The following is a 24,074-nucleotide window of genomic DNA, read 5'->3' as shown; positions in this document are numbered from 1 at the left end:
ACTGTAGACAAACTCAATTTTCATTAAGTTTTGTCTACAGTCTGAGACTTATTATAAATAACTCTTTTTATTTAGTTTTATACGGTGCTGTCCCTTGATAAGCTTTTTCCAGCATTTCCTCAGCAGCTACAAAAAATACTCCGAACACAAAAACAAATCCTGCGCCCACTACTGCTCCGATGCCTATAGGAGTCAATACACTGGAACCGCTCGCAAAGAATCCAATTAAAAAGGCAATAATCCCGAGCGCAAGCACTGTACCGCCGAGATATTTCACAGCGTTTAACATTCTCCACCTGTTTTCCATTTCATCCATCTCCCTTTCTTTTATTATTTCTCCACTTCACAGTTTTGTCAATTATTTTTTATAATTTAGACACATTTAATCCGTTATATACTATTGACTTTTCTTATTCATAATAAATCTATCCATTCACCCATTGGAATATAAAATAAAGGGTCTGTCTATCCGACTATCTATAAGCAGCCTGGCAGACATCCGTTTCTGCTTTCAATTTATCATTGTTCTGAAAACACTAATATATTGTATATTTCTCTATCGTCTTTTTTCCTGTATACTATAGAGAGATAATATAGAATTTAATGCAGGATGGTGAACTTCCATGCCGATACCTATCGATCATTCAAAGCCGGTAAGAAAATCCGCAAAAGAAAGCGCATTCATTCAACTGCAGCAATGGATTATTGATGGCACCTTGCAGCCGGGGGAAAAATTGAATGACAAAGAGCTTGCCGAAGCACTAGGGGTCAGCAGAACGCCGATTCGCGAGTCGCTTCAGCTTCTCGAAGCCCAAGGTTTTGTTAAAATGTATCCGGGCAAATCAACGCGAGTGACGCAAGTAGAAGAAGAATCGATGAAAGATCTCCTTCCTCCGCTGGCCGCTTTGCAGGCGCTAGCAGCGGAACTAGCAGTTCCTCATTTGACAGATGCGGTCATCTCTCTTCTGGAAAATACAAACGAACAGTTCGCCCAGGCTGTCCAGGCGAAAAATTATTTTCAAGCTTTAAAGGTTGATGAAGAGTTTCATCAAATTATCGTTGATACAGCCAACAATCCGTATCTTTCCAACATGATCCCCTTTCTTCAAGCTCATGTAAGAAGGCTGTTTTTTCATATCTCCATGATCTTGACGGAAAAGTCGATCAAAGAGCACACGGCCATTATTAATTACTTAAAGAATCGAGATACGGCAGGCGCTGCTGACAGCATGAGAAAAAACTGGCTCCGTTCTATTGAAGACTTTCGCCCGCTGACATCAAAACAACTATAAAAGCCGGTCCCTAAGGGAGCCGGCTTTTTATTAAGCTTCAGCACTTGCCAGTTTTTGCATGCGAACACTCGCACCTGTCACAACAATCACGATGAGAACAGGCAAGAGCCATCCAAGTCCTTGGCTATACAATGGCAAAGCTTGTTCATAAAAAGATACTACTGCTTTCATCCAGTTAAAGTACGGAATAGAGAAGGAGTCACAAAATGTCTTTAATCCGTCAATCGTGCTGATCAGCAAGGCGGCGATTGTTGCCGATACATACACAACACGTGAATGGCTGAACAGCGGCGACAAAAAGGTCAGCAGCATTAATGTGATCGCGAGCGGATACAAGAACATTAACACTGGAATAGAGTACATAATAATATTGGATAATCCGAAGTTCGCAATCCCAAACGAAAATAAGGAAAAGAAGACAACGAACTTTTTATAACTGATTTTTGGCATTAACGTGTGAAAATACTCACCGCACGCTGTAATTAATCCAATGCTGGTCGTTAAACAAGCAAGAATAATAATCAGCGACAGCATAATCGTTCCAAAGCCTCCAAAGTAATAAGAAGCAGCACTGTTCAATACGGCGCCTCCCGTATCAAACACACCAAATTTTTCTGTGCTGGTTGCGCCTAGGTAAGCAATTCCCACATAAATCACACCAAGGAAAAAGATTGCCACAACGCCGGCTTTCACTGTTGCAGATAACACTTCCCGATTAGATGTCACACCCATTGCGCGAATGGCTTGAATGACAATAATACCAAATACGAGCGAGGCCAGCGCATCCATTGTATTGTAGCCTTCCAAGAAACCTTTCACAAAAGCCCCGTTTGTATAGATTTCTTGCGGCGCTTGAATTGCTCCCATTGGCTTGACAATCACTGTAATAAGTAAAACAAAGATCAGTACAATCAGTGCCGGAGATAGTATTTTCCCCACCCGATCAACAATTTTTGAAGGGTTTAATGACAGCCACATGGTGATTCCAAAGAATATGAATGTGAAAATGAGCAAGCCTCCGCGAGCAAAATCTCCCCCTACAAAGGGCGCAATTCCGATATCATACGCTACTGTTCCTGTACGGGGCGTAGCAAAAAACGGACCAATTGTTAAATAAAGCAGTGAAGTAAAGATCATCGCGTATATAGGGTGAATCCGGCTTGCCAGTTCCTGGAGGTTTGCACTTCCGGAAAACCCCATTGCCAAAATACCGAGGAAAGGCAGGCCCACTCCTGTAGTTAAAAAGCCAATGACTGCTGGCCATACATTTGTTCCGGCGTTTTGGCCAAGCTGTGCCGGAAAAATAAGATTGCCCGCTCCGAAGAATAAAGCAAACAACATGACTCCTATGGCAAGATAAGCTGAAAAAGGTAATTTCGTCTTCATAATTATTAGTTCCTTTCTAAGATGCAATATCTATTTTCGTCCACTAAGGTTTCGAGACGAAGTATGCAATATATCGCTAGAACTATATTACTTCTATTGCTCCATAATTTCAATATATTATTGTAAAATATTTTGAAGATTTAAAAATGATAAAAATTATTCCCATGAATAAGGTGTTATTCCTCTTTCTTCCTAATTTAAAGCCGATTCTTACATGCCCCATAAATGAAAGGTTTCCCCTTTCAATAACTGATAAACCTTCATTTGCATACAAAAGAGCATTCGGCAGCTAAGCCGAATGCTCTTTACACTGTCAAGCATGATTCAATTAGATAAAGCGCACGACTTCTTCTAAAGGAAGGCGTGTCGTTTGGTAAGCCGGAGCGGACGCTTTTCCAACCGCAATCAGCACAATAGGCATGTACCTTTCGGACAGCTCAAATCTTTCAGCAAACTTCTGCTTATCAAACCCGCCCATTGTGACGGTGTCATAGCCGTTGGCTTTGGCAATCAGCATCAGCTGCATAGATACAAGGCCGGCATCAAAAGAAGCAATATTTGCTCTCGCCTCAAACGGCGCATTTGGATAAGTATTGTTCGTGCTTTGAATGACCTTCTTCATGCTTTCTTCATCGATAAAGCCTGCCTCATAGCTGCTTTGATAAACCTTTTCGGCACTCTTGTACATTTCGGTATCACCTAGCACAGCGATGATTGCAGAAGCCGTCTCTACTTGCTCTTGGTTGTAAGCAATTGCCCGGAGCTCCTTCTTCATCTCTTGATCGTCAATGACGAGAAAGCGCCACGGCTGCAAGTTGCTGGATGAAGGAGCAAGCGTTGCTTCTTGGAGCATTTCCTCTATTTTATGTCTTGGAATTATATAGTTTGGATCATATTTTCTAACAGATTTCCGCTCACGGATCACTTCCGATAAGCTGCACATAGTTGTTTCCATGTTCTTTCCCTCCTCATTGAACTTACTTTAAGTAAGTTCAAGAATAAGATTACTATTAGTAAGTTGGGCTGTCAAATACAATGTGATAAAATTTATTTAAAACACATTGAGGTTAGCGCGATGAGTAAACAAAACGAGTTTGATTGTCTTCAAAGCAAAAACAGGAACGCTGCAGGCATTTGCGATAATTTTCACCATACAATCGAGTTTATTGGAAAGCGCTGGATGGGAGTCATTATCTATACTTTACTGAAAGGAGAGAAAAGGTACCACGAATTATTAAACGAAATTCCAGGGATTTCTGATCGGCTCCTGACTGAAAGGCTGCGCGAATTAGAAAATGAAGGGCTCATAGTCAAGGAAACATTCGAAGCTTCTCCGAGAAAAGTCACCTATCAATTAACCCCGCTTGGCCAAGAGTTAGAAAAGGTGATCCGCGCTGTAATGGAATGGGTGGGGAAGGCTTCTTCTTCTTAAACACCTATGCAGCGTTAAGGTAATCACTTTCCTTCCTATTTTATTTGCAATAACTGGCATCGTCTGATTGGTCACATAATGAACAGGAAGGTCATGTTAAAGCGGATGGGCATTCATTGGCCCATATGCTAGTAATAATTAGGATTTTTGTTTATTTGATTCTGGAAGGATTGAAATGAATTGAATGAAATAGACAAACTACATGGATGACGTTTTTCCTGTGCTTACTAATAATACCTGTATCTGTTTTGTTTAAAAATAAAAGGTAATGGGATCGTTGCCCATTACCTTTACGATGTATTAGGAATCTATACCAATAAATCTTCCATATACTCCTTTATCGTTGTGATAGAATTTACTTACTAGTGAAGTCGAGGGTCTCCAACTAGGCATAATAGGTACGTATGAAAAAAGGGATATTGCAACGAGGTTCAACTCCCGTTCAATATCCCTAATTTATATCATCGTTAATATACGAGTACTTCCACCATATTATGTATTGGTGGAGACGGTGGGAGTCGAACCCACGTCCAAAGATAACGCCACTTGAACGTCTACGAGCGTAGTCGATATATTTGGGGTTCACTGTTCCTTTTGCCTATCGACGGGCGTCCGGGCAGCTAGCCTGATTGATCTCTTCCTTTGTCCCCAGGCGGAGAACTCCGGCGTAGTCCACTAAGTTTGGACCCCTTACCCGACTACATGGACGATAGCGGGAGGAGCAGCTGAACCTATATTAGGCAGCTAAAGCTAAATCTTTTTTGCCAGTTATATTTAGGCGTTTGCGTTGGTACGAAGACGGCCCTCCGGCTCGCAGCCCAAGCTCGAACTATCCCTGTCGAATCCGTAACGTCCCCATTATAGAAATAGGAACCGGACGATATGTCCGATGCTCAGCTACAGTTCTTATTATACCATTTTCAGCAGAAAAAGCAACAACCGTTCCCCTTTTACCCTTTCTGCCGCTCTCTAAACGCCCGCTCGATGTCCCGCTTCGCTTCTTTTCTTTTCAGGTCCTCACGTTTGTCATATTTCTTTTTCCCTTTAGCGAGTCCAATTAGCAATTTAGCATAGCCATCCTTTAAATACATTTTCAACGGCACGATCGAATAACCGGCCTCTTTTGTTTCTCCGATCAGCTGGTCAATTTGCTTGCGGTGCAACAGCAGCTTTCTCGTTCTAAGCGGTTCATGATTATAGCGGTTGCCTTGTTCATACGGGCTTATATGCATGTTATAGACGAACAGTTCCCCTTTATAAATCCGGGCGAACGCATCTTTCAGATTCACTCTTCCGGCACGGACGGCTTTAATCTCGGTTCCTTGCAGCACAATCCCTGCCTCATAGGTTTCTTCAATGAAAAAATCATGATGCGCCTTTTTATTTTGCGCAATTACCTTTCCTTCTCCCTTTGGCATATCTCTTCACCTTCCGTTATTCAGTCCAGCCTGGCAGCTTTGAAGCTGCCAGGCGTCTATTATCCTTTATTTCTGCGTCTTTTCTTTGCTTGTTTTTTCGCTACGCCTTCATAGTACTTGCCGCGCTTTTTCTTTTTTTCCGGCGGCTGGTTCGTCCACTCGCCGCCCGCTCCTTCCCCGCTATTGCCTTGCGGGCCGCTCACTTTTTTGTTCTTTGCTTTCACATTAATTGTTCTTGCCTGTTCCTGCGGACGCTTTTTCGTATTTTTCATGCCGACCACTTCAAAGTCAATAGATTGTTCATCCTTATTGACATCCCGTACCCGGACTGTAATCTGGTCACCGATGCGGAACACATTGCCCGTACGCTCGCCAATCATGGCATATTGCTGTTCGTCATAGCGATAGTAGTCATCCGTCATATACGAAACGTGAACCAGGCCTTCGATTGTATTTTCCAGTTCAACAAACATGCCGAAGTTCGTCACCGAACTAATGATGCCGTCAAATTCTTCCCCGATTTTATCGAGCATAAATTCTGCTTTTTTGAGTTCATCCGTGTCGCGCTCCGCATCGACAGCCCGGCGCTCCATATTAGATGTATGCTCGGCAATTTCCGCCAGCCGCGCTTCCCATTTCGCTTGCGTAGCCGGATCCACACGCCCTTCGATTAAATAGGTGCGAATCAAACGGTGCACAATTAAATCCGGATAGCGGCGGATCGGAGAAGTAAAATGAGTATAAAAATCAGTCGATAGCCCAAAATGCCCCAAGCTCTCATCAAAGTATTTCGCTTGCTGCATGGAGCGAAGCATCACTGTGGAAATAATCACTTCTTCCGGTTTTCCTTCAATTGCTTCCAGCACCTCTTGCAGCGCACGCGGATGCACAGAATTAGCAGTTCCCTTGACAACGAGACCGAAATTGGTAATAAACTCAAAGAAACGCTGGAGCTTATCTTCTTTCGGGTCTTCATGGATACGGTAGATAAACGGCACGTCCATCCAGTGGAAGTGCTCCGCTACGGCTTCATTGGCCGCCAGCATAAATTCTTCAATTAAGCGTTCCGCTACCGAACGCTCCCGCAGCACGATATCAACCGGCTTTCCTTCCTCATCCACGATGACTTTTGATTCTTTAAAATCAAAGTCAATCGCTCCGCGTTTTTCCCGCTTATTGTGCAGGATAGCTGCCAGCTCCTCCATCTGCTCAAACAGCGGCACAAGCGGTTCATACTTAGCTCGAAGCTCTTCATCTTTTTCCACGAGGATTTGATTGACATCGCTGTATGTCATTCTTTCTGTCGTCTTAATGACACTTTGGAAAATTTCATGCCCGACTACTTCCCCGGACGGGTTAATTTCCATCTCACAAGATAAGGTCAGCCGGTCTACTTTAGGATTAAGCGAGCAGATGCCGTTAGAAAGGCGATGCGGAATCATCGGGATCACACGGTCAACCAAGTATACACTTGTACCGCGCTCATAGGCCTCCTCATCAATAGGCGATCCTTCTGTCACATAGTAGCTGACATCAGCAATATGGACACCAAGCTTGTAGTTGCCGTTCTCCAGCTTTGTTACCGTCACGGCATCGTCTAAATCTTTGGCATCGGCTCCGTCAATCGTGACAATCGTTTCGCCGCGCAGATCCCGGCGGCCTTCTATATCCTTGTCACTGATCGTTTCCGGCACAGCATGGGCTTGAGCCATCACTTCTTCCGGAAATTCCTGGGGCAGTCCGTGCTTGTAAATAATCGAGATAATATCGACGCCCGGGTCATTTTTGTGGCCGAGAATTTGAATAACTTCCCCCTCAGCACTTTTGCGGCCATCCGGATAGGAGGTGATTTTCACGACTACCTTGTGGCCTTCTACAGCTCCGTGGGCGGCTTCTTTCGGAATAAAAATATCGCTCGCAAACTTTTTGTCATCAGGAATCACAAAGCCAAAATGCTTGCTGTCGGTATATGTACCAACAATCTCCGTTTTTCCTCGCTCTAAAATACGGACGACTGCCCCCTCACGCCGCGATCCGCTCGTCTCAGATGTAATGCGGACGAGCGCGATGTCCCCGTTTAAGGCGCCATTTGTCTCATGAGGAGGGATAAATACGTCATCCATTCCTGGCTCTTCCGGGATTAAAAAGGCAAAGCCCTTTGAATGACCAGAAATTTTGCCCCGTATTAAATTCATTTTTTCAGGAAGCCCGTAACGGTTGGCCCGTGTACGAACGACCAGCCCTTTCTCTTCCATGTAAACAAGCGCCTTCACAAAGTCCTTAAACTCGGCAGAATCTTCAATCTGCATCATCTCTTCCAGCTCTTTAACAGTGAGAGGTTTATAAGACTCTTCTTTCATATAAGTCAGCAGCCTGTCGACTAATTCATTTTGCTGATCCATAACAATCCCTCCTTGCATTTTATCTTACACATTCCAGTCCAGCCGTTCCAAGAAAGCATAAATGTCTTCGTGAAGCTGTTCTTTTTCTTTATCCAGTGTAATCACATGGCCGGACTCTTCATACCATTTTATTTCCTTCATTGTTGATTCGATCTCATTATAGATAATGTTCGCGCTTTCCGGGTTAATCATCTCGTCATGACGGGCTTGGACGATAAAGGATGGTGCATAGATCATATCTATATTGTTGCGCACGTCGGCAATGAGATGCTGTAAGGCTTTCAACGTGTTCATCGGTGTTTTTTTGAACGCTTCTATCTCTTGTTCAATTACCTCGTCCGATTTTCCTTCAAACTTTTTAAATTGGCGGGCATAGTCCACCACTCCTTGATACATAACCTCTTCGCTTTTGATATACATCGGCGCGCACATCGTGACAATTCCTTTCACAGGGAGCGTATAGCTGAGCTTTAAGGAAAAGACCCCGCCGAGTGATAAGCCGGCTACGGCGATTTCCTGATAGCCAAGGCTCTTCAAATGCTCATAGCCGTCCATTACATCCTGCCACCAGTCCTCTGGGCCGGTGTGAACCAGTTCCTCCGGCGGAACTCCATGTCCCTTGTAATGCGGAGCATGTGAGGTGTATCCTCTCTTTTCCAAAAAGCGGCCAAGCATCCGCACATCGGAAGAGTTTCCGGTGAATCCATGAAGCAGCAAAACCGCCCGCTTTCCAGCTTCAAATGTAAATGGTTTCGGCAAACGTAATTTCATAGTACAAAAAACCCCTTTTCTCTAGTATGAACCGTTCCACAGACATTCATTATCATTTTACGAAATAATGTCCTTGGAAACCAGCGAGAGGGACTAATTCACGGAGAGAAAAGGCAAGAAAAGATTTTCTTGTAAGAAAATGAAAGCGGAAAGAGCCATTCAGCAAAGCTTTTTCAATCAATTACATCTCATCAGGCGCTTCAATGCCCAGCAAAGCCAGTCCTTCCTTCAATAATTGGGCCACAGCTGAAACAAAAGCCAGACGGGAAAGCTGCTGCTCATCTTCCTCCAGTACCTTCACCTCTGCGTAATATTTGTTGAAGGCTTGGGCCAGCTGAATCGTATGCTTGGCAATCCGTGAAGGATCAAAGTCATTGATCGCTTTTTCGATAGCTTCCGGAAAGGACATCATCAGGCTGACCGCTTCCCATTCTTTTTCACCGGATAACACAATCGTTCGTTTCTCTTCTGCATGAAAGCCGGCTTTCCGCAAAATCGAACAGGCTCTGGCATGAGTATATTGCACATACGGCCCCGTTTCCCCTTCAAACCGCAAAATATCTTCCAGCGAAAAATCAATGTTATTCAGCCGGTAATTTTTCAAGTCATTAAACACAATCGCTCCGACGCCAACTTGTCTGGCGACCTCTTCCTTATTCGCCAGCCCGGGGTTTTTCAGTTCAATATTCTTTTTCGCCAAAGCAATCGATTCTTGCAAAACTTCTTCAAGCAACACAACCTGTCCTTTTCTCGTGGACATTTTCTTGCCGTCTTTGCGCATCATGCCAAACGGAATATGGATCAGATCGTCAGCCCAACTCTCTCCCATTCTCCTTAACACGCTTGTTAATTGCTTGAAATGAAGGCGTTGTTCTCCGCCTACTACATACAGAGATTTGGCAAAATGATACGTTTCCTTGCGATAGAAGGCGGCTGCTAAATCTCTTGTTGCATACAAAGTGGCTCCGTCTGACTTTTTGATTAAGCAGGGCGGCAGCTCTTCTTCCGCTAACAGCACGACTTGAGCCTGTTCTGATTCAGTAAGCAGCCCTTTCTCCTCCAACCGCCGGACAATTCGATCCATTTTGTCGTTGTAAAAAGCTTCTCCTGCATACGAGTCAAATTCAATATTTAATAGCTGATAAATTCGCGAAAAGTCTTTGAGCGATTCTTCCCGGAACCATTCCCACAGAACAACTGCCTCCTGGTCGCCATCCTCCAGCCGTTTAAACCATTGGCGGCCTTGTGCCTCCAGCTCTGGATTCCGCTCTGCCTCATCGTGGAACTTCACATAAAGAGCGAGCAATTCTTTAATCGGCTGCTCCTTTACTTTCTGTTCATCCCCCCACTTCTTATACGCAGCAATCAGCTTGCCGAACTGCGTGCCCCAGTCGCCGAGATGATTGATCTTTACAGGTCTGTATCCGCCTTTAGCGAGCAGCAGGGCGAGCGACTGTCCGATCACGGTAGAACGAAGATGGCCCATGGAAAATGGCTTGGCGATGTTCGGTGAGGACATATCGATAGCTATTACTTCCCCTTTGCCGATATGGAGCGTTCCATATTGTTCTTTTTTCGCCATCACCTCTTCAAGCACCAATTTCGTTACATATTTCTTGTCCAAAAAAGCATTTACATACCCGCCGGCCGCCTCCACCTTTTCAAAGAGCGGAGACTGAACCGCACGGCTTAGCTGTTCTGCAATGCTTTGCGGGGCCATCCGCTGGATTTTGGCTAGCGAAAAACACGGAAAAGCCAAATCGCCATGCTCCGCATGCTTCGGTTTTTCAATCAGCTGCTGGATTTCCTCTTTTGGCAAATCGTCCTTTAGCACTTGATATAAAGCTGCAGCAAACTCTTCACTGAATCTCATTCTTTTCTCCTCCCGGCAAAAAAAATAAAAAACTCCCGCCTCTTCTATATAAGAGACGAGAGTTGATACTTCGCGGTGCCACTCTTTTTGTTCCGTAACGAAACCAGCTTTGTTCTGTTAACGGGCGAGTCCCGGCCGGCCCTACACTATCATTCAGGCAGGCGTCTCCGAAGTGCGGTTCATCATTTGAGTTCGACCAGGCTTCCACCATCCCCGATTCTCTATCTTCCCTCTTCATGATTACTCTCTTCATCATTGACATTCTTGTTTGGCAATATTTTATATTTCTACTTACTATACTGCTGTTATTTTGTTTCGGCAACAGTCTTTTTATGTTTTGCAGCTATTTGCAGCGCAGCCAGGCCCGTAAAGTCATGAACAATTGTGGCCGCTAAGAGAGAGGTAATTTGAGCCGGATCGTAAGGAGGAAGCACTTCAACTAAATCAAAGCCGATAAAGTTAAAGCCGGTCAGCGAACGAACCATTTCCAGCGTTTCGAAGCTCGTCGGCCCTCCTACTTCCAGCGTGCCTGTTCCCGGCGCACAGGAGGGGTCAACAAAATCAATATCAAATGTCAAAAAGCAGGGCGTGTCGCCGATCTTCTCTCTTATTTCCGCTACTACGTCTGCGATTCCGCGTGCTTTCAGCTCCTGAGTCGTAATAAGGTTGTACCCAAGGTCGGTGCTGGAGCGAATATCCCCCGGATGGTTCAGTGTGCCCCGAATGCCAATCTGGAAGACTTTTTCATTTTGCAGCAGCCCTTCTTCATGCGCCCGGATAAAAGGCGAACCGTGCCAATATTTTTCTTCGTAGTATGTATCCCATGTATCGGTATGCGAGTCAAAATGAATCATCGCTACCGGACCGTACACTTTCGCAGCAGCCCGCAGGTTCGCAAGAGTGACAGAGTGATCTCCTCCCAGAGCGATCGGGATGATATGCTGCTTCATCAAACCTAAAACAGTTTCCTCCATCAATCCATAGCTTCTATGAATATTATGCGGAATCACCGGCACGTCCCCGATGTCAATGGCGTTTGTTTCTTCAAAAGGAAAAACTCGAAGCACCGGGTGATACGGAAACAGCGTCATAGACGACTGCCGAATAGCCTGCGGGGCAAAACGGGCTCCTACCCGGAAAGAAGCGGCCGTGTCAAAAGGCAGGCCAACGATGGCCACACGGGCGTCTTCGTGTTCAGCAGGCAAGCGCATAAAAGAACCTGTCGTGCAAAATTCCGGTTTTACATCTGGCGACAAAGGATATTTCATTTCATCTTTCCTCCCCACACACTTTTATTCCATTGAATTGCAAGTTGCATGCCAGCAATGAAAGTTCCGAAACACCGGTGCTTCCCTTCTAGCCTTCCGCTCATTATGCACCATGGCATTTATTATTCAAGAATAAATAATCTTCCCCTATTCAACATACCTCCTATCAAGAGAAGCGCCTAACGAAGTATTTCCCGCTTCTTGAATTGCTATTTCTCCATTATTTCATACGGATGCCTAAAAGCTGACTGCACCTGTAGCGAAACCGCTCAAAAAAGGACACAAAAAAAAGACTGTGAATCAAGCGGCACAAAGCCAGCTTGTCTCACAGCCCTTTTGATATTACAGCCCGAAATACGATACGGCAATCGTTAAAACGAAAAACAAAACAGCGAGCACAACGGTTACACGATGTAAAATTAAATCAATGCCGCGTGCTTTCTGTTTGCCAAAAAGCTGTTCCGCTCCGCCAGAAATGGCTCCGGAAAGCCCGGCGCTTTTTCCTGTTTGCAAAAGAACAACAGCGATTAACGCAATGGATACAATCACAAGCAAAGTTACTAACAAAGTGTGCATTATGGTTCTACCTCCATCAACGAACATACGAATAAGATAACCTTACCATAAAACAGCCAAAAAGTGAACAACTTCCCCTAGCCTCCTGCCTGGCAGAACACAAAAAGCCGCTGCCCCATCAGTGAAGATGAGGCAGCGGCTTGAACCGTCTTATTTCTTTAAGTTATAGAATGTTTGGTTTCCAAGATATTGGGCAAGGTCGCCAAGCTGGTCTTCAATACGAAGCAGCTGGTTGTATTTTGCCACACGGTCTGTTCTTGAAGGAGCGCCTGTTTTAATTTGGCCGGCGTTTGTGGCCACAGCAATGTCAGCAATAGTTGCATCTTCTGTTTCACCAGAGCGGTGAGAGATAACAGCTGTATAGCCAGCGCGCTTAGCCATTTCGATTGCATCGAAAGTTTCAGTTAACGTACCGATTTGATTCACTTTAATCAGAATCGCATTGCCGACTCCTTGCTCAATTCCTTTGGCAAGCTTTTCTGTATTTGTTACGAATAAATCATCGCCGACAAGCTGGACTTTGCTGCCGATGCGCTCAGTCAGCATTTTGTGTCCTTCCCAGTCATTTTCATCTAATCCGTCTTCGATAGAAACGATCGGATATTTAGAAACCATTTCCTCGTACCAATCAACCATTTCGGCAGAAGTTTTTACAACTCCCTCTCCGCTTAAATGATATTTGCCGTCTTCTTTATTATAAAACTCAGAAGAAGCCGCATCCATCGCTAATTTCACTTGCTCTCCAGGCGTATAGCCGGCTTTTTCAATTGCTTCAATGATCGTTTGCAAAGCTTCCTCATTGGATTTCAAGTTTGGTGCAAAGCCGCCCTCGTCTCCTACTGCTGTGTTTAATCCTTTTTCTTTTAAAACTGATTTTAAGCTGTGGAAGATTTCTGCTCCCATGCGAAGAGCTTCCTTGAAGTTTTCTGCTCCAACCGGCATAACCATAAACTCTTGAATATCCACATTGTTATCAGCATGCTCGCCGCCGTTTAAGATATTCATCATTGGTACCGGTAATTGCTTCGCATTCACTCCGCCAAGATATTCATACAAATGAACACCGAGGAAGTCAGCCGCCGCATGTGCCACAGCCATAGACACGCCAAGAATCGCATTAGCGCCTAATTTGCCTTTATTCTCTGTTCCATCCAATTCAATCATCGCCCGGTCAATGCCGATTTGATCAAGCACCTCAAAGCTGCCGACAAGCTCAGGGGCAATGACATCATTTACGTTCTCAACGGCTTTCAATACCCCTTTGCCAAGATAACGGCTTTTATCGCCGTCGCGCAGTTCGACTGCTTCGTATTCTCCGGTGGAAGCACCAGATGGCACAAGCGCTCTTCCGAAAGCTCCGGATTGTGTATACACTTCTACTTCTACTGTCGGATTTCCACGGGAATCTAATACTTCGCGTGCATAAATATCAGTAATAATTGGCATAACATTCTCTCCTTTTATGTGAATCATTTATTTTTTTATTAAAGATGTTCCAGTCATTTCCGCTGGTTTGTCAATTTTCAGCAAATCAAGCATCGTTGGCGCCAAATCTCCCAAAATGCCGCCGGCGCGCAATTCTGCGCCTTTCTTTGTCACGATGACCGGCACAGGGTTTGTCGTATGAGCTGTCATCGGATCGCCGCCCGGTGTAATCACCTCATCCGCATTTCCATGATCCGCTGTAATAATGGCTGTTCCGCCTTTAGAAATAATTAAATCAACCACGCGGCCAAGGCACTCGTCGACGGTTTCCACAGCTTTGATTGTCGGCTGCAAAAGCCCCGAGTGGCCGACCATGTCAGGATTGGCGAAGTTTAAGATGATTGCATCCTGCCGGTCGTTATGAATTTCATCAAGCAGTGCCTCTGTGACTTCATAAGCGCTCATTTCCGGTTTTAAGTCATAGGTAGCGACTTTCGGCGAATCGATCAAAATCCGCTTTTCTCCTGGAAACTCTTGTTCTCTGCCGCCGCTCATAAAAAAGGTAACATGCGGATACTTTTCTGTTTCCGCGATGCGCAGCTGGCTTAAGTCATGGGCAGACAGCACTTCCCCAATAGTATTCATCAAATCGACTTTATTGAAAGCAATGTCCCCTTTAACTGTTGCACTGTAAGGAGCCATGCAAACAAATTGAAGGTTTTGCGGCAGCTTGTCGCCGCGGTCAAAGCCTGCAAATTCTTCGTTCGTAAAAACATTGGATAATTGAATAGCCCGGTCCGGACGGAAGTTGAAGAAAATAATCGCATCGTTGTCTTCTACTTTCGCCACCGGCTGATCCGCTTCATCCGTTAAAACGGCTGGTACAACGAATTCATCATAAATTCCGTTTGCATACGAATCTTCTACTGCTTCAAGAGGGTCCTTGAAAAACGGCGCTTCGTTATACACCAGGGCCCGGTAGGTTTTTTCGACACGGTCCCAGCGTTTATCCCGGTCCATTGCATAATAACGGCCGGAAATCGTGGCAAATTGCCCCACTCCGTATTCCTTCATCTTTTCCAGTGTTTCTGTAATGTAGCCTTTTGCCGTTTGCGGCCCGACGTCACGGCCGTCCAAAAAGGCGTGAAGATATACTTTTTCCAATCCTTCTTGTGCGGCAAGCTTCAGTAAAGCAAACAAATGTTCAATATGGCTGTGAACACCGCCATCAGACAGCAGCCCGAACAAGTGAAGAGCCGATCCATGCTTCTCTGCATGCTGAATTGCGGCTAAAAAAGCTTCATTCTTAAAAAATTCACCTTCGCGGATCGAAATATTAATCCGCGTTAACGTTTGATAAACAATACGGCCGGCACCAATATTCAAATGCCCTACTTCCGAGTTCCCCATTTGGCCTTCCGGAAGGCCTACTGCTTCGCCGCTCGCCGTAAGCGTGGAGTGGGGAAATTGCTCCCAATAGCGGTCAAAGTTCGGCTTCTTCGCCTGAGCGACTGCGTTTCCTTTCGTCTCCTCACGGCAGGCAAAGCCATCTAAAATAATCAGGGCAACCGGTGATTTAGCCATGGTTAACGGCCTCCAGCAATTGCAGAAATGACGCAGGTTCTAAGCTGGCACCGCCTACAAGCGCTCCATCAATATCAGGCTGAGCCATAAATTCACCGATGTTAGCCGGCTTTACGCTGCCGCCATATTGAATGCGAACCTGGTCTGCTGTTTCTTGGGAGAATTGCTCCGCCACCGTTTGACGGATATGGGCGCATACGGCATTTGCGTCTTCTGCTGTAGAAGATCTGCCCGTTCCAATCGCCCAAATCGGTTCATAAGCAATGACCGCTTCTCCTGCCTGTTCAGCTGTCAGGCCTGCCAAGGCTTTTTCAATTTGGCCAGCGACAAAGGAATTCGTTTCGCCGTTTTCACGCTGTTCGAGCGTTTCGCCGCAGCAGACAATTGGTGTCATATTGAATTTAAAAGCTGCCCGAACCTTTTTATTCACTGTCTCATCTGTTTCATTGAACATTTCACGGCGTTCAGAGTGGCCGATAATCACATACTTCACTCCGATATCAGCCAGAGCTTTCGGGCTGATTTCGCCAGTGAATGCGCCATTTTCTTCAAAATGCATCGTTTGGGCGCCGATCTCTACATCAGATTCTTTCACCGTTTGAACAAGCTTCTCTAAAAACAGGGCAGGAGCGCAAATAACGCTGTCAACTATGCTGGCATCAGGCACCAGACTTTTCACTTCTTCAGCGAAGCTTTTTGCTTCTGCTGCCGTTTTATGCATTTTCCAATTTCCCGCGATAATAGGTTTGCGCATAAAGCTTCATCCTTTCTCATTTGTGATTTTACTTGTCGTCTAAGGCCACAATTCCCGGAAGCTGTTTTCCTTCCATGAACTCAAGAGAAGCACCGCCGCCAGTTGAGATGTGGCTCATCTTATCTGCCAAGCGGAATTTCTCAACCGCTGCTGCCGAATCTCCGCCGCCGATTACTGAATATGTACCTTCCGCTTCAGCAAGCGCCGTTGCCACTGCTTTTGTTCCCGCGGCAAACTTGTCCATTTCAAACACACCCATCGGTCCGTTCCAAATCACAAGCCTAGACTCTTGAATAGCTTCCTTGTAGAGTTCTGCCGTCTTTGGCCCAATATCAAGCGCCATCCACTCTTCCGGAATTTCATCAATAGCCACAACTTTTGCTTCTGCATTCTCGGAAAACTCATTGGCAACTACCGCATCAATCGGCATAAGGAACTTGACGCCTTTGTCTTCCGCTTTTTTCATAAACTGCTTCGCTAAGTCAATTTTATCCTCTTCAAGCAATGATTTTCCAATTCCATAGCCTTTTGCTTTAACAAACGTGAAAGCCAGGCCGCCGCCGATAATTAAATTGTCCACTTTATCAAGCAGATGATCAATGACATCAATTTTGTCCTTTACCTTAGCACCGCCGATAATAGCCGTAAATGGACGCTCCGGATTAGATAACGCTTTGCCGAGAACATCCAGCTCTTTTTCCATAAGGAACCCAGCGGCTGCCGGCAAATAATGGGCAATCCCTTCTGTTGACGCATGAGCACGGTGAGCCGCGCCAAAGGCATCATTCACATAGAGGTCAGCCAAAGCAGCAAATTTCTTGGCTAGTTCTTCATCATTTTTCTCTTCTCCCGGATAAAAACGGACGTTTTCCAGCAATAGCACGTCGCCATCTTTCATAGCAGCTACTTCTTGTTCAACTGCTTCGCCAAAAGCTTCATCAACTTTTTTGACTTCTTTGCCAAAGAGCTGGGATAGGTGGGATGCGACAGGCGTTAAGCGCAATTCTTCTTTCACTTCGCCTTTCGGACGGCCCAGATGGCTCGCCAAAATCACTTTTGCTCCTTGCTCAGACAAGTATTGGATGGTCGGCAAAGCCGCCCGAATGCGCGTATCATCTGTAACGGCTCCATCTTTCATCGGCACGTTAAAGTCCACACGGCAAAACACGCGTTTTCCTTTCACATCCAAGTCTTTCATCGTCTTTTTGTTCATCTAAAAAGGTCCTCCCTCTTCAATAAAAAGATAAATTAAAAAGGAGGGGGATCTTTTTCCCCGCTCCCCTTTCATCCCATTTACATTATAGATGTTAGGTTACCATTTTCCAATAAAGATGTTGAAAAATATAACACATTTTCTTATTAGTATCACACTATTGTCATTAGAGGCCTTTTTGAGCAATATAATCGACAAGGTCAACGACGCGGTGAGAGTAGCCAGATTCATTATCATACCAAGAGAGCACCTTCACCATATTGTCCTCTAACACCATTGTAGATAAAGCGTCGATAGTAGAAGAAGCCGGGCTGCCATTATAGTCGCGTGAAACGAGCGGCTCTTCATTGTAGGCAAGGATGCCTTTCAATTCGCCTTCAGCCGCTTCTTTCAGCACAGTGTTCACTTCTTCGGCTGTTGTGTCCTCTTTTAGTTCAGCAACAAGGTCAACAACTGATACGTTTGGCGTTGGCACGCGCATCGCCATGCCGTTCAGCTTGCCTTTTAATTCAGGCAGTACAAGCGCCACTGCTTTAGCTGCACCTGTCGTTGTCGGAATAATATTTTCAGCTGCTGCCCGCGCGCGGCGGTAATCTTTATGAGGCAAATCTAAGATTTGCTGGTCATTTGTATAAGAGTGAACCGTCGTCATCATTCCGCGCACAATGCCAAACTTGTCATTCAATACTTTTGCAAATGGAGCCAAACAGTTTGTTGTACAAGAAGCATTAGAGATAACATGGTGGCTAGACGGATCATACTGCTCGTGGTTCACACCCATAACGATCGTAATGTCCTCATCCTTCGCCGGAGCTGAAATCACTACTTTTTTCGCTCCTGCCTCTAAATGTTTAGCTGCATCCTCCCGTTTGGTGAAGCGGCCTGTAGATTCAACGACAACCTCCGCACCAAGTTCTTTCCATGGGAGAAGCGCTGGATCGCGTTCGGCTGTTACTTTCACTTTTTTGTCCCCGACAAGAATATATTCTCCTTCAACGGTCACTTCTTCTTCTAAAGTGCCATGCACTGTATCGTATTTCAAAAGATGGGCCAGCATCTCAGCATCTGTTAAATCGTTCACTGCGACCACTTCAATGTTAGGATTTTTTAAAGTTGCACGGAAAACATTGCGTCCAATTCGTCCAAATCCGTTAATACCCACTTTTACTGTCATATCAATCGCTCCTTCTTTACATGTAAAGTTTTTATAGTTAACAGTCCGCAGACTGTCCATTTGCTTTTTAATTTTCCGCTAACAGCTGCTGAGCGGCTGCTTCGTCTGTAATCAACACCGTGGTCTTAGGCGCTCCCCGCAAATAAGAACGGATGGCCTTGCCTTTCGACGCTCCGCCGGCGACCGCAAGTACATCATGAGCGGATGCAAGATCATCAGGCTGCAAGCCGATCGTTGACACCCGGTGGACAATTTGTCCCTCTTCATTAAAGTAATAGCCGAAAGCCTCAGCAACAGCCTTTTTCTCTTTAATTTTTTGAAATTCCTCTTCCGGCGTATTCCGGCGCTTCGCCATTGTAATCGCCTCGCCAACCCCATGCAAAACGAGCGTAGAGGATTTAATTAGCTGAAGAACCTCCTTAATGGCCGGTTCCTTTAAAATAGATGCATGGGTTTCCCGGCTGATTTGGTCGGGGGCATATAATAACCTGTGTTTGTTGCCGGTGCGGGCCGCCATTTTTGCTACGATGGAATTGGCCTGGTTCACAAGATCCTCCCCCAGTCCGCCCCGTGCCGGCACGAAAACAACTTCCTTGTCGCCGGCAAAATCGGCTGTCATTGCTTCAGCTGCCTCTAGTGTCGTTGTCCCACCTGTGACTGCGATGATATTCTTTGCCAACAGACGCTGTTTTATACTATTTGCACAGGCTTTCCCAAGTTCTTTTTTCACCCAGGAGGATTGATCGCTGTCTCCATGGACAATCGTCACTTCATCGAGGCCAAATTGTTTCTTTAACTTTTCTTCCATCGTATGTATACCCTTTATGCTGCTCATCAACCCTTGAAGCTCCTCAAGAACCGAGACCCCTTCTTCCGTCAGGATCATCCCGGTCGTCCGGTAGTCAATCAAATGCTGGGCTTTGAGAAACTCCACTTCTGTTCGAAGCGTTCGCTCCGTGAAGCCGAGTGACTGCGCCAAAATCCTTCTGCCTACCGGCTGTGACAAGCGAATAGATTGAAGGATTTCATACCTTTTTTGTAAGACTGCCAGCAAATCAGGCACGATTTTCTTTTGAATTTCAATCATTGTTTGCATATAGCGATCCCTCATTTTATATAGGGTCATTTTTTGTCCCTATAATTAAAAACATGTCCCACTTAGTCTAAAAAAATAAATCCCTGTTACAAGGCTTATTTTAACAGGGACCATAAGGGAAAGCAACTAATATGAACTCTTCATTTGGGCATGCGTTGCTGCATTTAGTCATCCAGCCTAAGTCTAATCGTTGGATAATCAACCTCTCCATATTGAACAATTTCCCCATCTACTTCAATGACAGGAATCATTAATCCGTATTTCTCAGTTAATTCATCGCTTTCATTAATGTTCATTTCATACATCCGAAACGCGATCTCTTCCCGTACAAGCTCCAATGTGCGCTTGGCCTCTTCACAGAGCGGACATTGGGGTCTCGTATAAAAATAAACTTCTTTCATTCTTGAATTCCTCTATTCTCAATCGTAACGTTTTCTTTTGGACGAAGAAGGGATAAAGAGCTGATCACGGTACTTAGCGACTGTTCTTCTCGATACTTGCCATCCCTCTTCTTTTAACAGATTGCTAATTTCCTGATCGGAAAGCGGCTTTGTCTTACTTTCCCCATTGACAAGTTCCGTAATCTTTGACTTAACCTGGGCTGCAGAAGCGGTCTCTTCCGTGCCTCCTGACAGACCCGCCGGAAAGAACGTCTTTAATTCATACGTGCCATAAGGTGTCTGCATGTATTTTCCGCGCACAGCCCGGCTGACCGTGGACTCATGAATTTCAAGCTCATCTGCAATCTCCTTCATAGTAAGTGGCTGCAGGCGGCTCGGTCCATAAAAAAAGAAGTCTTTTTGCTTTTCAACAATTTTTAAGCCGACACGCTGAATAGTTCGTTTACGCTGCTCCAGACTTTTCAGCAGCCATAGATAATCTTTATGCTTATCCTTCATAAATTCTTTCAACTGCTCATCCTTATGGCTTGCCAGTTCTTCAAAATAGTCTTTTTGAAAAACAATTTTCGGCATCTCATCTTCCAGTAAATGCACCTCTATCGAATCATTTTTCAGCACGACCGTCAAATCCGGACGGACATAGGTCGGCTGCTCGTAATGAAAGCGGGCCCCTGGCTTCGGATTGAGCTTCTGGATGAAATCTGCCGCCTCCTGGATGGCTTTTACATCAACACCTAGCTTTTTGGCCACCAGGCGCCAATTCTTCTCTGCAAACGCAATGAAATAATCTTGAATGATCACAGGGACAAGCGGCGGCACACCTTCCATGCGCTCGAGCTGCAAAAGCAAGCAATCTTGTAAGTTTTCAGCTCCGACACCCGCTGGCTCCAATTCCCGAATAAGCTGGAGAACCTCGGCAGCCGTTTCTTCCCGGCAGCCGCACATTCCAGCGGTTTCTTCGACCGTAATCGACATATATCCGTTTTCGTCCATATTATATAATAAAAAGTCAAGTATGCGCTTTTGCTCGTTGTTCAGCGGCACGAGCGAAAGCTGCATTCTTAAATAGTCTGTTAGTGTCTGGGAATGATCAGCTAAATGCTCTACCCAGTTTTTATCGTCTTTCTTCTCCAGTCTCCCTTTGCGCACCCCCGCTTTTTCCTTCGGCTGAAGCGCTTTCATTTCTGATACCTCTAATTGAATAAATGGATTCTCCATTGTCTTTGCTTCTAGAAATTCTGTTAACTCCTGGGCAGAGTATTGCAGCAAAGCAATTGCTTGTGTCAATTCCTGGGTCATCGCGAGTTTCATCGTTTGCTGCTGCCAAAGTCCGGGCTTTAAATGCATACTCAAATTCCTCTCCCCCTTCCTATTCTATTATACAACAGGATATAAATTTGAGAATGAAAATTTAGAATTTTTCATCCAATATATATGGCAGCGAAAAAAAGCCCTGGTGGATTGCACTGCGAAACCAGCGGCAGCTTGCGGTTTTCGGCTGCTGAGCGCTTCAATGGAACACGAAAGAAAAAATGCCGTAACAAAAAATTAAACGGTTTGTTATCTGTAAGTTCTAAACACAAATGGATTTTATATACTTTTTATGTAGGTTAAAGGAAGAACAGCTTTCTTTTTTGCCGCAACAAAAAAGCTCCATAGCTTATGACACAGAGTCACTAAACTATGGAGCTTCCTAATGGTATACGCCCTCGGCAGGAATCGAACCCACATTTTCAGAACCGGAATCTGACGTGCTATCCGTTGCACCACGAGGGCTTGATAAGTACATTTCAAAATTATAGAGGAAAATCTGCAAAAAGGCAATCATTATTTTAATTTCTTTTATAAAAACACTTTCAGCCTCTTTTCTTGAGGGTTTAGCAGGAATTCAAGTGGGTATAATAGAAAACTATTGGAGAAGCATCTTTTTCCACATATAGCATTTGTTTAAGACATAATATTTGACCTTAATTGACCATCAATGTATGATACTACTACATAAGAATTTCTCATCATTTTATTTTCAAGGAGGAAAGAACATGAATTTAATTCCTACAGTTATTGAACAAACAAACCGCGGAGAGCGCGCGTATGACATTTATTCTCGCTTGCTGAAAGACCGTATTATCATGCTTGGCAGCGGAATTGATGACAATGTTGCCAACTCAATTGTTTCTCAGCTATTGTTCCTTGAAGCTGAAAACCCGGAAAAAGACATTTCCATTTACATTAACAGCCCAGGCGGCAGCATTACTGCCGGCATGGCGATCTATGACACCATCCAATTTATTAAACCAGACGTACAAACAATTTGTATCGGTATGGCTGCCTCTATGGGAGCATTCCTGTTGGCAGCCGGCGCAAAAGGCAAGCGTTATGCCCTTCCTAACAGTGAAGTCATGATCCATCAACCGCTTGGAGGCGCACAAGGACAGGCGACAGAAATCGAAATCGCCGCTAAGCGCATTCTCTTCTTGCGTGATAAACTAAACCAAATCCTAGCAGAGCGCACAGGCCAACCGCTTGAAGTCATTGCCCGTGATACTGACCGCGATAACTTTATGACAGCGGAACGTGCACTTGAGTACGGCTTGATCGACAAGATCTTAACACGCAACGAACTGCCTGGTAAATAAAAACGAAAAAGGCTGCTCCGAAGGCCGGCAATTGCCGGTTTGCGGGCAGCCTTTTTGCTGTTAAGGCCATTTACTGCTATGTAACGGCTTACGGGCTTTGTTCATCTGATACATCGCCCGTTATTTTTTTAGTAGTTGCCTTCTTTTTCGACGAATTCAATTAACGCCGCCATTGCTTCTTCCTCATCGCGGCCGTCAATAGATAATGTCACGGTGCATCCGCGGTTAATTGCCAGGCTCATAATCCCCATAATACTTTTGGCGTTTACTTTTTTGCCGTCTTTCTCAAGGTGAATTTCTGAAGCAAAGCGATTGGCCTCCTGAACGAATAAAGCGGCCGGACGTGCTTGCAAGCCTGTTTTCAATTGAACTTCTGTTGTTTTTTCAATCATAACTTTCTCCTCTTTCATCATTTATTAATCGGTTCATTTGCCCGAATCTTTTCAGCAATTTCATCAATTTTGCGCAGACGGTGGTTAATCCCTGATTTACTAATAGCAGAGCCCGAAACCATTTCTCCAAGCTCCTTGAGAGTGACATCCTGGTGGGCTACCCGCAATTCAGCGATTTCACGCAATTTATCAGGAAGCACATCAAGACCGACGGATGATTCAATAAAGCGGATATTTTCCACTTGGCGCAAAGCGGCACCGATTGTTTTATTCAAATTTGCCGTTTCACAATTGACGAGACGGTTCACTGAGTTGCGCATGTCTCTGACAATCCGTACATCCTCGAATCGCAGCAGTGCGTTATGGGCACCGACAATATTCAAAAACTCTGTGATTTTTTCAGCTTCTTTCAGGTAGGTAATGAAGCCTTTTTTCCTCTCCAGCGTCTTGCTGTTCAAATCAAAGCTGTTCATCAGCTCGCATAAAGCCTCATTGTGCTCCTTATAAAGGGAGAAGATCTCTAAGTGGTAGGAGGATGTTTCCGGGTTATTGACGGATCCTCCCGCTAAGAACGCACCGCGCAAGTAAGAGCGGCGGCAGCATTTCTTTTCAATTAAAGTTGGAGATATATTGTGAACAAAAGAAAATGAATGATCGATAATCGCTAAGTCCTCAAGAACTTCACGTGCCCGTTCCTTCAAGCGAACGATATAGATATTATTTTTTTTCAGTCTCATTTTCTTCCGTACGAGCAATTCTACTTCTACTTCATAGTTTTTCTTTAGCAGCACGTAAATTCTCCTAGCAATCGCTGCATTTTCTGTCTGAATGTTGACAATGAGGACACGATTGGAGAAGGAAAGTGAGCCGTTCATCCGAATGAGCGCTGACAGTTCAGCCCTGGCACAGCAATCTTTCACTTCAAGCGCTGTCAATTCTTTTTTTGTTTCAGAAGCAAATGACAACTAAGCCACCTTCTTC

Annotated in this window: 22 protein-coding genes, 1 tRNA gene, 1 other RNA gene and 1 other annotated feature; of the genes, 3 read left to right on the top strand and 21 right to left on the bottom strand. The window is 44.9% G+C overall.

Annotated features, from left to right (window positions below; all coding sequences use genetic code 11):
* Nucleotides 1-67: 67 nt before the first annotated feature.
* Nucleotides 68-307 (bottom strand): hypothetical protein, encoded by a 240-nt coding sequence (locus tag BBA02S_RS08455; protein ID WP_041113453.1) that lies wholly within the window; start codon nucleotides 305-307, stop codon nucleotides 68-70.
* A 316-nt stretch (nucleotides 308-623) separates the two neighbouring features.
* Here BBA02S_RS08455 and BBA02S_RS08450 point away from each other — a divergent pair, with 316 nt between their 5' ends.
* On the top strand, nucleotides 624-1,292 hold the full coding sequence (locus BBA02S_RS08450) for a GntR family transcriptional regulator (RefSeq protein ID WP_041094781.1): 669 nt from the start codon (nucleotides 624-626) through the stop codon (nucleotides 1,290-1,292).
* 30 nt (nucleotides 1,293-1,322) lie between these two features.
* Here the strand turns inward: BBA02S_RS08450 and brnQ are convergent, their stop codons facing one another.
* On the bottom strand, nucleotides 1,323-2,678 hold the full coding sequence (brnQ, locus tag BBA02S_RS08445; RefSeq protein ID WP_041094783.1) for a branched-chain amino acid transport system II carrier protein: 1,356 nt from the start codon (nucleotides 2,676-2,678) through the stop codon (nucleotides 1,323-1,325).
* 328 nt (nucleotides 2,679-3,006) lie between these two features.
* Nucleotides 3,007-3,633, bottom strand: a complete 627-nt coding sequence (locus BBA02S_RS08440; RefSeq protein WP_041094785.1) for a nitroreductase family protein — start codon at nucleotides 3,631-3,633, stop codon at nucleotides 3,007-3,009.
* A gap of 120 nt (nucleotides 3,634-3,753) precedes the next feature.
* Here BBA02S_RS08440 and BBA02S_RS08435 point away from each other — a divergent pair, with 120 nt between their 5' ends.
* Complete coding sequence (locus BBA02S_RS08435; RefSeq protein ID WP_052474962.1) at nucleotides 3,754-4,110, top strand: winged helix-turn-helix transcriptional regulator; 357 nt, start codon at nucleotides 3,754-3,756, stop codon at nucleotides 4,108-4,110.
* Nucleotides 4,111-4,610: 500 nt separating this feature from the next.
* On the opposite strand, the gene ssrA is transcribed toward BBA02S_RS08435, so the two are convergent.
* The 16 genes from ssrA to BBA02S_RS08350 all read right to left on the bottom strand — a co-directional run bounded on the left by ssrA (nucleotide 4,611) and on the right by BBA02S_RS08350 (nucleotide 21,841).
* Nucleotides 4,611-4,967: a transfer-messenger RNA gene (gene ssrA, locus BBA02S_RS08430) on the bottom strand.
* A 93-nt stretch (nucleotides 4,968-5,060) separates the two neighbouring features.
* Nucleotides 5,061-5,528 (bottom strand): SsrA-binding protein SmpB, encoded by a 468-nt coding sequence (smpB, locus tag BBA02S_RS08425; protein ID WP_041094787.1) that lies wholly within the window; start codon nucleotides 5,526-5,528, stop codon nucleotides 5,061-5,063.
* Between the two features lie 59 nt (nucleotides 5,529-5,587).
* Complete coding sequence (gene rnr / locus BBA02S_RS08420) at nucleotides 5,588-7,930, bottom strand: ribonuclease R (protein ID WP_041113452.1); 2,343 nt, start codon at nucleotides 7,928-7,930, stop codon at nucleotides 5,588-5,590.
* Nucleotides 7,931-7,954: 24 nt separating this feature from the next.
* Complete coding sequence (locus BBA02S_RS08415; protein ID WP_041094791.1) at nucleotides 7,955-8,701, bottom strand: alpha/beta hydrolase; 747 nt, start codon at nucleotides 8,699-8,701, stop codon at nucleotides 7,955-7,957.
* Between the two features lie 181 nt (nucleotides 8,702-8,882).
* A complete protein-coding gene (gene argS / locus BBA02S_RS08410; protein WP_041094793.1) occupies nucleotides 8,883-10,574 on the bottom strand; it encodes an arginine--tRNA ligase in 1,692 nt (563 codons plus the stop codon).
* Between the two features lie 48 nt (nucleotides 10,575-10,622).
* Nucleotides 10,623-10,839: a binding site (T-box leader), on the bottom strand.
* A 40-nt stretch (nucleotides 10,840-10,879) separates the two neighbouring features.
* Nucleotides 10,880-11,842 carry an agmatinase gene (gene speB, locus BBA02S_RS08400; protein WP_041094797.1) on the bottom strand — a complete coding sequence of 321 codons (963 nt, stop codon included), beginning with the start codon at nucleotides 11,840-11,842 and terminating at the stop codon, nucleotides 10,880-10,882.
* A gap of 342 nt (nucleotides 11,843-12,184) precedes the next feature.
* Entirely contained in the window at nucleotides 12,185-12,418 is a 234-nt protein-coding gene (gene secG, locus BBA02S_RS08395) for a preprotein translocase subunit SecG (protein ID WP_041094799.1), read from the bottom strand.
* A gap of 150 nt (nucleotides 12,419-12,568) precedes the next feature.
* Nucleotides 12,569-13,864 carry a phosphopyruvate hydratase gene (gene eno / locus BBA02S_RS08390; protein ID WP_041094807.1) on the bottom strand — a complete coding sequence of 432 codons (1,296 nt, stop codon included), beginning with the start codon at nucleotides 13,862-13,864 and terminating at the stop codon, nucleotides 12,569-12,571.
* 27 nt (nucleotides 13,865-13,891) lie between these two features.
* Nucleotides 13,892-15,427, bottom strand: a complete 1,536-nt coding sequence (gene gpmI, locus BBA02S_RS08385; RefSeq protein WP_041113451.1) for a 2,3-bisphosphoglycerate-independent phosphoglycerate mutase — start codon at nucleotides 15,425-15,427, stop codon at nucleotides 13,892-13,894.
* Entirely contained in the window at nucleotides 15,420-16,181 is a 762-nt protein-coding gene (gene tpiA / locus BBA02S_RS08380; RefSeq protein ID WP_041113450.1) for a triose-phosphate isomerase, read from the bottom strand. Before tpiA ends, gpmI begins: the two co-directional genes overlap by 8 nt.
* 28 nt (nucleotides 16,182-16,209) lie before the next feature.
* On the bottom strand, nucleotides 16,210-17,394 hold the full coding sequence (locus BBA02S_RS08375; RefSeq protein WP_041113449.1) for a phosphoglycerate kinase: 1,185 nt from the start codon (nucleotides 17,392-17,394) through the stop codon (nucleotides 16,210-16,212).
* A gap of 166 nt (nucleotides 17,395-17,560) precedes the next feature.
* Nucleotides 17,561-18,568, bottom strand: coding sequence for a type I glyceraldehyde-3-phosphate dehydrogenase (gene gap, locus BBA02S_RS08370; protein ID WP_041113448.1), 1,008 nt, complete (start codon nucleotides 18,566-18,568; stop codon nucleotides 17,561-17,563).
* 67 nt (nucleotides 18,569-18,635) lie between these two features.
* Nucleotides 18,636-19,664, bottom strand: a complete 1,029-nt coding sequence (locus tag BBA02S_RS08365; protein ID WP_041094817.1) for a sugar-binding transcriptional regulator — start codon at nucleotides 19,662-19,664, stop codon at nucleotides 18,636-18,638.
* 164 nt (nucleotides 19,665-19,828) lie between these two features.
* A complete protein-coding gene (locus BBA02S_RS08360; RefSeq protein WP_041094819.1) occupies nucleotides 19,829-20,065 on the bottom strand; it encodes a glutaredoxin family protein in 237 nt (78 codons plus the stop codon).
* Between the two features lie 18 nt (nucleotides 20,066-20,083).
* Complete coding sequence (gene rpoN, locus BBA02S_RS08355; protein WP_041094821.1) at nucleotides 20,084-21,412, bottom strand: RNA polymerase factor sigma-54; 1,329 nt, start codon at nucleotides 21,410-21,412, stop codon at nucleotides 20,084-20,086.
* A gap of 357 nt (nucleotides 21,413-21,769) precedes the next feature.
* Nucleotides 21,770-21,841 (bottom strand) — tRNA-Arg (locus BBA02S_RS08350).
* Between the two features lie 263 nt (nucleotides 21,842-22,104).
* Here BBA02S_RS08350 and clpP point away from each other — a divergent pair.
* Nucleotides 22,105-22,701, top strand: coding sequence for an ATP-dependent Clp endopeptidase proteolytic subunit ClpP (gene clpP / locus BBA02S_RS08345; protein WP_041094823.1), 597 nt, complete (start codon nucleotides 22,105-22,107; stop codon nucleotides 22,699-22,701).
* Between the two features lie 128 nt (nucleotides 22,702-22,829).
* Here the strand turns inward: clpP and BBA02S_RS08340 are convergent, their stop codons facing one another.
* Both BBA02S_RS08340 and whiA read right to left on the bottom strand, forming a co-directional pair.
* Entirely contained in the window at nucleotides 22,830-23,093 is a 264-nt protein-coding gene (locus BBA02S_RS08340; protein WP_041094825.1) for an HPr family phosphocarrier protein, read from the bottom strand.
* A gap of 17 nt (nucleotides 23,094-23,110) precedes the next feature.
* Nucleotides 23,111-24,058 (bottom strand): DNA-binding protein WhiA, encoded by a 948-nt coding sequence (whiA, locus tag BBA02S_RS08335; RefSeq protein ID WP_041094827.1) that lies wholly within the window; start codon nucleotides 24,056-24,058, stop codon nucleotides 23,111-23,113.
* Nucleotides 24,059-24,074 lie beyond the last annotated feature (16 nt).

Origin of the sequence: Bacillus badius NBRC 15713 (assembly GCF_001591605.1) — a bacterium.
Classification (GTDB): Bacteria; Bacillota; Bacilli; order Bacillales; family Domibacillaceae; genus Pseudobacillus; species Pseudobacillus badius.
This window is presented reverse-complemented; position numbering and strand designations above follow the sequence as displayed.